We start from the raw sequence: 10523 nt of genomic DNA, 5'->3' as shown, positions 1-10523 counted from the left end.
TGAATATCTGCAAAGTTTGAGCAATCCTGCATAATGATGGCGTGTGGTGGATGGAAGACCAGGGAATGAGGGATCAGGACTGGTCCGGATCGGGCAAGGATAACCCGTCCCGGCGATGGGTCAGATGGTGAGCATGATTGATGCCCGGCGCCAGGGACTGACGTTGCGTTGGCAGGGCCGTCGCCTGGGCCCGATCCTGCGCGCGCTGATCCCGACCCTGGTCGTCGTCATCCTGATGGCCGGCCTGTACAGCCGTGGCGGACAGACCGTGCAGGATCTGTCGGGCGACAATGCCCTGATCCTGCGCAATATGGAGGCCAGTGTGCGGCTGGCCGATATCGGCAACCGCATGCAGGGGTTGAGCGCGCGGTTCAACTGGATTTTGGTACTGAAGGCCGCCGAGCGTGAAGGCATTGATGTCCGCGCCGAGCTGGAGAATGCCACCTCTGCGCTGGACAGCGTCATCACCGATATGGAGGCCTATCGTCGCAATGATGCGCGGCCAGAGCAGATCCCCGCCATCAACGACATGCTGAACGAGCTGTCGGATTACCGCAGCGCCGTGACCTGGGTCGGGTCCATGGTCGATCTGGATTATCCCAGCGCGGTCGCGTACCTGGAATCCTTCGGCCAGATGTTCAACCGGGTGCAGAGCCAGTTGGACCGCATGGTCAGCGAACATGGCAATCAGGCGCGCGAACTGGCCGCCGCCGCCGCGCACCGCGCCGACAATACCATCCAGACCTTCCTGTATTTCGCCGTCGCCATGTCGGCGGGCGTGGCGCTGGTTTCCTGGCTGATCGGCCGGTATCAGCAGCGGCTGCGCATCGATACCGAGATTTTGCAGGAGAAGGTGGATGCCCGGACCGCCGACCTGCGCCACGCCAATGCAGAGCTGGAGGCGTCGGCCACGACCTTGAGCCGGCTGGGCCATGTCGGGCGCGACCTGACGGCCACGCTGGACCCGGCGGCGGTCTATGCCGCCCTGGCGCAGAGTGCCGCCGATCTGCTGCCCACCGATGCATTCGGCATCGCCCTGCTGAACGAGGCGGCGGACGAGGTGGGCTATGTGCTGTTCACGCTGGATGGCGTGGACAAGCCGGACCTGCCCCGCTATCCGCTGAGCCACCCCACCTCGCTGACCGTCAAGGCGCTGACCAATGGCGCCGATGTACTGGTGCTGGACAGCACGGCGGCGGCAACGGCGCCCACCTTGCAGGAAGGCGGGGATGCGCGCATGGCCTCGCTGGCCTTCTGCACCCTGGCCTTTTCGGAAAAGGTTCTGGGCGTGCTGACGGTGCAGACGCGGCGGCATGGCGCCTATGGCCCGCGCGAACAGGATATCCTGCGCACCCTGGCCGCCAGTGCCGCCATCGCCATCGCCAATGCCCAGGCCTATCGCCGGCTGGACACCACCCTGACCGAACTGCGCGCCACGCAGGCGCGGCTGGTGCAGCAGGAGAAGCTGGCCTCCCTGGGCGGGCTGGTGGCCGGTGTCGCGCATGAGATCAACACGCCGCTGGGCGTGGCCCTGACGGGCGCCAGCTTCATCGGCACTCAATGCGAGGAATTGAAGGAACGGGTCGATGGCCGCACCCTGAAACGCAGCGATCTGGAAGAATTCATCACGATCACCAGCGAAGGCATGCATGTGGTCCTGACCAACCTGACCCGTGCCGCCGATCTGGTTCAAAGCTTCAAGCGCGTGGCCGCCGACCAGTCCAGCGAGGATGCGCAGCTAATCGATCTGGGCCAGTATCTGCGCGAAACGGTGCGCAGCCTGGAACCGCTGCTGCGGCGCAGCCGGATCGGCGTGGTGCTGGATCTGGCCGACGGCGTCACACTGCTGGTGGCGCCGGGGCCGGTGGCACAGCTGGTCACCAATCTGGTGCAGAATGCCGCCGTACACGCCTTTGCCGACATCGCCGAACCGGTGATCACCATCCGCCTGGACCCCGTGCAGGGCCGCGACGAGCCCGTGCGGTTCAGCGTCAGCGACAATGGCGTGGGCATGACGGCGGAGGTGGCGGCCCGTGCCTTTGACCCGTTCTTCACAACCCGGCGCGGCAGCGGCGGTACCGGTCTGGGCCTGCATATCGTCCATAATCTGGCACAGGCCGCCCTGGGCGGGGATGTGGAGCTGTCCACGGCGCCGGGGGCCGGCACCCGTTTCACCATCACCCTGCCCCGCACTCCGCCCGCCCGCGCCACCGCAGCGGAATAGCCAAGGGCGCGGATGCGCCCGCCCGGCGATTGAGGGCGGAACGTTACCCTTCCGTGTACAACCCGCACGATGGCTTGCCGGAAACTCCCTCTTCTGTTTGGATGTGATCCCTTGTTCACGGGGCAACGTGACGGGAAACCCAATCAGAAGAAGGACGAGCGTACGTGACCACACGGAAACTGCCCGCGCTGCTTGGCAGCAGCCTCCTGGCCATCACCCTGGCCACCACCCTGTCGGCCTGTGGCAAGAAGGAAGAGGCCGCGACCGCGCCCGCCGCCACGCCGGCCCCGGCCGAACTGATCGCGCGCAAGGACCTGTTCGGCAATCCCAGCCGTACCGGCGCCAGCATCAGCCCCGACGGCCAGTCCATTGCCTTTCTGGCCCCGCGCGACGGGGTGCTGAATATCTGGGTCGCCCCCATCGGGCAGATCGACGCCGCCAAGCCCCTGACCGCCGACAAGGAACGCCCCATCCGCCGCTTCTTCTGGGCGCCCGCCGGTGACCAGATTCTGTATTTGCAGGACAAGGGCGGAAACGAGGATTTCCTGCTCTATGGCGTCAACATCGCCACGGCGGAAACCAAGCTGCTGACCCCGTTCGAGAAGACGACGGTGGAAATCGCCGCCATCTCCACCCAGGTGCCGGACGCCATCCTGATCGGCGTCAACAACCGCAACCCGAAATGGCATGACATCCATAAGCTGGATCTGAAGACCGGCACGCTGGAACTGGTCATGAAGAATGAGGGCTATGGCGGGTTCGAGGCCGACCGCAGCCTGACACTGCGCCTGGCGTCCAAGCCACTGCCCGATGGCAGCCTGCAGATCGAGCCGATCAAGGATGGCAAGATCGGCAAGCCCATCCTGACCATCGCCGCCGAAGACGTGCTGACCAGCGGCGTCACCGGTATCCCGCTGGACGGCAATGTCGCCTATCTGCAATCCACCGCCGGGCGCGACAAGTCGGCCATCTATACCCTGGACCTGGACAGCGGCGAAACCAAGCTGCTGGCCGAAAGCGACAAGGCGGATATCGGCGGGGCCATGACTAACCCGGTCACCGGCGCGCTGGAGGCCTATAATGTCGATTATCTGAAGGATGAATGGCTGCCCGTGGGTGACGCCGTCGCCGCCGATATCGCGTTCCTGAACCAGGAGGCCAAGGGCAGTTGGAACATCACCAGCCGGTCGCGTGACGATAATCTGTGGACGGTCATCATCGACCGGGTCACCGAACCGGCGGCCTTCTGGCTGTATGACCGCAAGGCCAAAAGCCTGACGCGCCTGTTCACCGTGCGCCCGAACCTGGAGGGCAAGACCCTGGCCCCCATGCAGGCGCTGGAAATCCCGTCGCGCGATGGCAAGGTGCTGGTCAGCTACCTGTCGCTGCCGCCGGGGGCCGATGCCAATGGCGACGGCAAGCCGGATCAGCCCGTGCCGATGGTCCTGAATGTCCATGGCGGCCCCTGGGCGCGCGATGGCTTCGGCTATAACAGCGAGCATCAGTGGCTGGCCAACCGTGGCTATGCGGTGCTGTCGGTGAATTTCCGGGGGTCGACCGGGTTCGGCAAGGGCTTTACCAATGCCGGTGACCAGCAATGGGGCCGGACCATGCATGACGACCTGATCGACGCTGTCGACTGGGCCGTCAAGAATGGCATTACGCCCACCGACAAGGTCGCCATCTATGGCGGGTCCTATGGCGGCTATGCCACCCTGTGGGGCATGACCAACACGCCCGACCGCTTTGCCTGCGGCGTTGATATTGTCGGCCCGTCCAACCTGAACACGCTGCTGGCCAGCGTGCCGGAATATTGGGCCGCCTTCTTTGAACAGTTGGCCCGCCGCGTGGGCGACCCACGTACAGACGAAGGCAAGGCCCTGCTGACCGAACGCTCACCGCTGACCCATGTCGACAAGATCGCCAAGCCGCTGCTGATCGCCCAGGGGGCCAATGACCCGCGCGTGAAGCAGGCGGAATCCGATCAGATCGTGACGGCAATGAAGGCCAAGAACATCCCCGTCACCTATGTCCTGTACCCGGATGAAGGCCATGGCTTTGCCCGGCCCGCCAACCGCACCAGCTTCTATGCGGTGGCCGAAGGCTTCCTGTCGCACTGCCTGGGCGGGCGTCAGGAACCGGTGGGCACGGACTTCAACGGCGCCTCCATCCAGGTGCCAGAAGGGGCCGACTATGTGCCAGGCCTGAAGGACGCGCTGACGACGAAGCAGTGAGTTAACTCACGGTCTGCCTGCGTTTTGGCGGCGCAGGCAGACCATTCAGTCGCCTTGCCGACTGCTTGATCATACGGAAACGGACGCGTCTAAGCGGTTGTTGGGTTTGCGTAGAGCATCCCATTTCGTCATCCCGGCGAAAGCCGGGACCCAGAATAACAGGATCAAAGTCTGACGCTGCCTTAAACTAAACTGCGGATCGGTTGAGCGTTTAGCCCCTGGGTCCCGGCTTTCGCCGGGATGACGAGGGATGGGGCATCAATCGGAACGTGGCAAACGCTTAACGGCTGGACGCCGGGGGCAGCCATTCCACGTTCGACACATCCAGATAATCGCGCATATAGACGGCCAGACGGTCGGCGATGCGGCGCAGGTTCGCCGCCTCTTCCGGCTGTGACTGTTCCAGACGCGCGGCCTCGGCCTGCATCTCGTCTGCTTTGATCAGGATGTCCTGGCGCAGGTCGTTCAGATCCTGGATCGTCATCATGATACCCATAATGAAGCCCGCCTTCTCATCCGCATGATGGCACAAAGGGCGTCTTTGTAACGCCACAACTATGCAAGGTTGCCGCGAAATGATGAAGTTATGCTTAAGGCGTGGATGGTTTGCCGCCGGAACCACCCGCACCCACACAAGGGACCTATGCGCAATCAAGGCCTTAGACCGAAAGGTCTATGCTTAAGGGCGGGGGTCGGCGCCGATCTCGCCCTGGATTTCGGCGCGTATCTTCGCTTCTAAATTGTCTATCCTGGCTTTCAGCGCATCGATACGGGCCAGCAGGTCGGGCAGGCCCAGGGCGCTGGCGGTCGACAGGGCGGCCACGCTTTCCGACAGGTCGGCGGCGATGGCGGCCAGATCGGCGGCCGGCGCGCTGTCAGGTTCGCCGGTCATTGACCGCCCGCATAATAGGTGAACAGCGCGATGGAGGCGGCGACGGTGGCGTTCAGGCTTTCGACCTGCCCCGTATTGCCAATGGTCAGACGCTGGGCCGGCACCTGCGCCGGCACCCCCTGCCCTTCCTCGCCCAGGATCAGGCGGGCATCTTCAGGCCAAGGGAAGGTGGCCAGATCATCACCGCCGGAATCCAGCGCCAGCAGCGGCCCCGCCGCCTGATCCAGCGCCGCCCAGCGTCCACCGCGCACGATGTTCAGCGTGAAGACCGCGTTGCTGGCGGCGCGCAGGCATTTCGGGTGGAAGGGGTGGGCCGCTTCTTCCAGCAGGATGACCTTGGACGCACCGAAGGCCGAGGCACTGCGCAGCAGCGCCCCCAGATTGGCAGGGTCACCCAGGGCGCAGACCAGTTCCAGCCCCTTTGGCGGGGCGGACAGGTCGGCCTGACCAATGTGCGGCAGGGTGCCCACCAGGATCGGGTAATCCGTGCCCGACACATCCAGTTCCCGGAACAAGGGGCTGGACAGCACCACGGGCTGAATATGGTCGGGCAGTGGCCAGTCCGCGATCCATTCCGGGTGGCGGATCAGGATGCGGGTGAAGTGAAGCGGCCAGCGGGTCAGCGCCTCCGGCACGGTCTTCAGGCCCGCCAGCAGGAATTGCCCCTGCTTACGGATGCCACGGCTTTCCAGCAGCCCGGACCAGGACTTGAATTGCGGGTTCTGGGGGCTGTCGATGTGGTGGAACATGAGATATCCGTTACACCCCTCGCCCGCGTTGGCGGGAGAGGGAGGGGCCCAAGCCGGAAGGCTTGGGAGGGTGAGGGAGCGCCGCCTGGGCTTGGTCCCCCTCACCCTCCCACCCGCTCAAACGCGGGCGGGCCCCTCCCTCCCCCTCAAGGGGGAGGGGCGAAGTGAAAACTCACCCCTGACGGTAATTCGGGGCTTCGTTGGTGATGGTGATGTCGTGGACATGGCTTTCGCGCAAGCCGGCGTTGGTGATGCGCACGAATTTCGGCTTGGTCCGCATCTCTTCCAGCGTGGCGCAGCCCGTGTAGCCCATGGAGGCGCGCAGGCCGCCGATCAGCTGATGCACGACGGCACCGATAGGGCCCTTGTAGGGCACGCGGCCTTCCACGCCTTCGGGCACCAGCTTCAGGGTGTTGGACACTTCGGCCTGGAAGTAACGGTCGGCGGAGCCACGGGCCATGGCGCCGACGGAGCCCATGCCGCGATAGGCCTTGTAGGACCGGCCCTGGAACAGGATGACCTCACCGGGGCTTTCATCGGTGCCGGCGAACAGGCCGCCCATCATGGCGCAGGACGCACCGGCGGCGATGGCCTTGGCCAGATCGCCGGAGTATTTGATGCCGCCATCGGCGATGACGGGGATGCCCTGCTTCTGACAGGCCTCAACCACGTCCAGGATGGCCGTCAACTGCGGCACGCCGACGCCGGCCACGATGCGGGTGGTGCAGATGGAACCGGGGCCGATACCGACCTTGATGGCGTCGGCACCGGCATCGATCAGGGCCAGGGCGGCGTCGGCGGTGGCGACATTGCCGGCGATGATCTGGGTGTAGTTTTTCAGGTTGCGGGCGGCGCGGACCTGATCGGCCACCTTCTTGGAATGGCCATGGGCCGTGTCGATGACCAACACGTCAACGCCGGCATCGAACAGGGCGGCAGCGCGTTCCAGACCATCGGGACCGGTACCGGTGGCGGCGGCGGCGCGCAGGCGACCGGCGGCATCCTTGGCGGCATGCGGATGGTTCTGCGCCTTTTCGATATCCTTGACCGTGATCATGCCGATGCAGCGATAGGCATCATCCACGACCAGCAGCTTTTCGATGCGGTTCTGGTGCAGAAGGCGCTTGGCCTCTTCCTTGGACACGCCCGGCTTGACGGTGACCAGACCGTCCTTAGTCATCAGTTCCGATACCGGCTGGTTCGGGTTGCTGGCAAAGCGAACGTCGCGGTGGGTCAGGATGCCGACCAGCTTGCCGTTTTCATCCACCACGGGGAAGCCGGAGAAACGGTAGCGGCGCTGAAGCTCCTGCGCGTCGGCCAGGGTGTTGTCGGGGCGGAGCGTGTAGGGATTGACCACCATGCCCGATTCGAAGCGCTTGACGGCACGAACCTCGTCGGCCTGACGGCTGATATCCATGTTGCGGTGGATGACGCCGATGCCACCGGACTGGGCCATGGCAATGGCCAGCGCCGATTCCGTCACCGTATCCATGGCCGCCGACAGGAGCGGAATGCCCAGCTGGATCGACTTGGTCAGCCAGGTCTTGGTATCGACCTCAGCCGGCATAACCTCCGACGCAGCCGGCACCAGCAGCACATCGTCAAAGGTCAGGGCTTCGCGGAAACGGTCATTGCTGGACATGAACCTGGCTCTCCCATGGGCGGGCCGGCGGGGCCGCCAAGAAACGGGTTATGGGACACCGAGCCCGCCCGCACCCGATGGCGCAAGCCGGTTCCATGTCCCAGATCAAAAGGTTCGCCGCACTATACACATGCGGGTGCCATTGGGAAGCTACCAGGGATGGGGGGCCAGGGTTGCCATTTGGGCAAGTCATTGGATGGGGGGGGGGCATCGGCATCTGCCCTCACCCTCCCAAACGCTGGCGCGTTCGGGCCCCTCCCTCTCCCACTTCGTGGGCGAGGGGCGGAATTGGGGCGTTGAGTGAAACGTTGCCCCTCGCCCGCTGGCGGGAGAGGGAGGGGCCTAAGCCTGCCAAGGCTTGGGAGGGTGAGGGAGCCACGCCCAGAAACTCACACCAGCAGCAACAACCCGTCGCTTTCCTGCGGGACGCCCAGCGCCGACAGGGCCAGACCCGCGAAGGTGACGGAGATGTCGAGGCGCCCGTCGGCATCCAGATCGGCATGCAGGGTCGCCCCCTTGTACCCGGCGGTGCCGTCATCGGCGGTCCAGGTGAAGCGGCTGGTGCCGGGGCGCCAGCCCCAGATATTCACCTGCTCCCCCTTTTCGAAATCGACGATGGTGGTCCACGCCACCTGTCCGCCGCGCCCATCGGCAAAGAAGATGTCCTGCCCCGCCCCGCCGATCAGAAAGTTGGAGCCGGTGCCGCCATCCAGCACGTCATTGCCGGCCCCGCCATTGGCGGCATCATTGCCGCCGCCCAGATTGATGAAATCATCCTGATCGCTGCCGGCCACATTATCGGCCCCTGTGGTGCCCAGCATCTGCCAGTCCAGATGCGTCACGGGACCGGAATAGGCCGTGGGCGTGGTGGCGACGAAGCTGTTGGTGGCGCTGTTCCAGGCCTGGAAGGTGACGGGTGCGAACAGGGCGGCCTTGGCATCCACCCCGACATTCAGGCCGCTCATGGTGACGGTCTGATAATAGCTGCCGGTCAGGCCGCCGCCGCTGAACCCCAGGGTCCAGGTGCCGTTGGTCATGGCGATGGCATAGCCGCCGGCGGCACTGGTCTGCCCCACGACATTGCCATTCACGGCGATCGACACGGCCCCCACCCCTTCGCCGGGATTGTAATAGCCATCGCCGTTCAGATCGTTGAAGACCACGCCGGTGGCGTACCGGGCCTGTCCCGTGGCCGCGAAATTCTGGGTGATCATGGAGGCGTTGTAGCCGGTCATTTCCCCCAATTGCTGGCTGATCCCGATCTCGCGGTAATTGTCGCCCAGGATATTGACGCGGTGGCCGGGGCTGAGGAACAGGCCGCGATGCTGCTGTTCGATATAGGAGGCAAGCTGGCTGGAGCGGATCTGGCCCGTCGTCCCGCTCCACGAAATATTCTCCCCCCAGGTATAGGCACCGGTGAAGCGGTAGCCGGCGGCGGCCATCCGGTCGCCGGGGCTGGAGCCGTTGATGCCGGTATGGCTGAAAGTGTCGGTCGCCAGCATCCAGTCGCTATGCGCTTCTGCCGCCGCCGCCAGCAGATTGTTGGGGGCCAACGGTTGTTTGGCGGCGGCGGAGATGGTGCCGGAGTTCAGCCCCTGGTTCAGGTCGATGCCGAAGGCGGCGGCCGCCGCCACGGGATCAGCCCGCGCCCGGTTGATCAGGGTCAGCATGTACAGTTCGTAGGCGTCGAACTCGGCCATCGCATCTCTCCTTACCTGCCGTTATTGGAAGGGGAGGTGAGGGAAAGGCACAATGGCTCTTTCGGGTGAGGGGTGTGACAAGTGCCGCCCCGAGGGCATATCCCAGGCGCGCATTGCAGGGTGGCAGGCTGCGCGTTCGCCATGGTTGCCAGTGAAACGATAGTTTTGACGGCCAACCTGTTGAGGAAGCGGCGGATGAGACCGGTTCATATGCTGGGCGCCCTGTTCGTGATGGCGCTGTGGGGGACCAATTTCGCGGTCTCACGCTATGCGCTGCGCGAATTTTCCCCGATGCTGATGATGGCGATCCGGTTCGCCATCGTGGCGGCTATCCTGCTGCCCTTCGTGAAATTCCCGCGCAACCAGCTGCGTCAGGTCCTGGCCTATGCCTTCGTTCTGGGCGGTGTTCACTTCCCCCTGATGCTGCATGGCATGGTGGGGGCGGAGGCATCGACGGCCAGCATCGTGATCCAATTGCAGGTGCCGTTCGCCAGCCTGTTGGCCGCCTACTTCTTCAAGGACACGCTGGGTTGGCGCCGGGGGATCGGCATGGGCATCGCCTTTGTCGGCGTGGCCGTCATCGCGCTGCGCGGTGGCGGCGGGCAAAGCGATCCGTTCCATCTTCTGCTGATCGTGCTGGCGGCGGCGGCGTTCAGCTTCTCCAACATCCAGGTGAAATGGATGGGGACGGTCGATCCCTATCAGCTGAACGCCTATATGGCCCTGTTCGCGGTGCCGCAGCTGCTGCTCTATTCCTTCGTGCTTGAAAGCGGACAGGTGGAGCAGGTGCTGAATGCCAGTTGGGGTGCCTGGACCGGTATCGCCTATATGGTCATCGCCTCCACCATCATCGCCTATGCCATCTGGCAGCCGATGGTGCGCAAATATGATGTGAACCAGACGGTGCCCTTCTTGATGCTGGTGCCGGTGTTCGGCGTGGCGTCGGGCGTGCTCTGGCTGGGCGAGGCGATGAGCTGGGCGCTGATCGTCGGCGGCGTGCTGGTGATTGCCGGTGTGGGCATCATCCTGATCCGCCGGCCCAAGATCGTGGTGGCGCGCAACACGGTGTGAGGTAGGGTAAG

8 protein-coding genes are annotated in these 10523 nt (G+C 64.6%); 3 read left to right on the top strand and 5 right to left on the bottom strand.

Annotated elements, in window-relative coordinates; all coding sequences use genetic code 11:
• The first annotated feature begins 133 nt into the window (after positions 1-133).
• Together ACODSP_RS03745 and ACODSP_RS03740 are read left to right on the top strand one after the other, a co-directional pair.
• The gene (locus ACODSP_RS03745) at positions 134-2224 is read left to right on the top strand and encodes a GAF domain-containing sensor histidine kinase (protein ID WP_488964286.1); all 2091 of its coding nucleotides are present in this window, start codon (positions 134-136) and stop codon (positions 2222-2224) included.
• 164 nt (positions 2225-2388) lie between these two features.
• Entirely contained in the window at positions 2389-4458 is a 2070-nt protein-coding gene (locus ACODSP_RS03740) for a S9 family peptidase (RefSeq protein WP_488964285.1), read from the top strand.
• Between the two features lie 280 nt (positions 4459-4738).
• Here ACODSP_RS03740 and ACODSP_RS03735 read toward each other — a convergent pair whose 3' ends face one another.
• From ACODSP_RS03735 to ACODSP_RS03715, 5 genes are all read right to left on the bottom strand, one after another.
• A complete protein-coding gene (locus tag ACODSP_RS03735) occupies positions 4739-4945 on the bottom strand; it encodes a hypothetical protein (protein WP_156344386.1) in 207 nt (68 codons plus the stop codon).
• A gap of 192 nt (positions 4946-5137) precedes the next feature.
• Positions 5138-5350 (bottom strand): hypothetical protein, encoded by a 213-nt coding sequence (locus ACODSP_RS03730; RefSeq protein ID WP_488964284.1) that lies wholly within the window; start codon positions 5348-5350, stop codon positions 5138-5140.
• Entirely contained in the window at positions 5347-6099 is a 753-nt protein-coding gene (locus tag ACODSP_RS03725; protein WP_488964283.1) for a TrmH family RNA methyltransferase, read from the bottom strand. Before ACODSP_RS03725 ends, ACODSP_RS03730 begins: the two co-directional genes overlap by 4 nt.
• Positions 6100-6271: 172 nt before the next feature.
• Positions 6272-7741, bottom strand: coding sequence for an IMP dehydrogenase (gene guaB / locus ACODSP_RS03720; protein ID WP_488964282.1), 1470 nt, complete (start codon positions 7739-7741; stop codon positions 6272-6274).
• Between the two features lie 389 nt (positions 7742-8130).
• Entirely contained in the window at positions 8131-9441 is a 1311-nt protein-coding gene (locus ACODSP_RS03715; RefSeq protein WP_488964281.1) for a CAP domain-containing protein, read from the bottom strand.
• 195 nt (positions 9442-9636) lie between these two features.
• Between ACODSP_RS03715 and ACODSP_RS03710 the strand changes: the two genes are divergently transcribed.
• Positions 9637-10512, top strand: a complete 876-nt coding sequence (locus ACODSP_RS03710) for a DMT family transporter (RefSeq protein WP_488964280.1) — start codon at positions 9637-9639, stop codon at positions 10510-10512.
• Positions 10513-10523: the final 11 nt, after the last annotated feature.

Source organism: Niveispirillum sp. FG156, assembly GCF_057809555.1.
This window is presented reverse-complemented; position numbering and strand designations above follow the sequence as displayed.

What these genes read in the sequence shown, in the direction of transcription:
- ACODSP_RS03730 (WP_488964284.1), bottom strand. Translation starts at nt 5,350, where the DNA reads ATGACCGGCGAACCTGACAGCGCGCCGGCCGCCGATCTGGCCGCCATC.
- ACODSP_RS03715 (WP_488964281.1), bottom strand. Translation starts at nt 9,441, where the DNA reads ATGGCCGAGTTCGACGCCTACGAACTGTACATGCTGACCCTGATCAAC.
- ACODSP_RS03745 (WP_488964286.1), top strand. Translation starts at nt 134, where the DNA reads ATGATTGATGCCCGGCGCCAGGGACTGACGTTGCGTTGGCAGGGCCGT.
- guaB (WP_488964282.1), bottom strand. Translation starts at nt 7,741, where the DNA reads ATGTCCAGCAATGACCGTTTCCGCGAAGCCCTGACCTTTGACGATGTG.
- ACODSP_RS03735 (WP_156344386.1), bottom strand. Translation starts at nt 4,945, where the DNA reads ATGATGACGATCCAGGATCTGAACGACCTGCGCCAGGACATCCTGATC.
- ACODSP_RS03725 (WP_488964283.1), bottom strand. Translation starts at nt 6,099, where the DNA reads ATGTTCCACCACATCGACAGCCCCCAGAACCCGCAATTCAAGTCCTGG.
- ACODSP_RS03710 (WP_488964280.1), top strand. Translation starts at nt 9,637, where the DNA reads ATGAGACCGGTTCATATGCTGGGCGCCCTGTTCGTGATGGCGCTGTGG.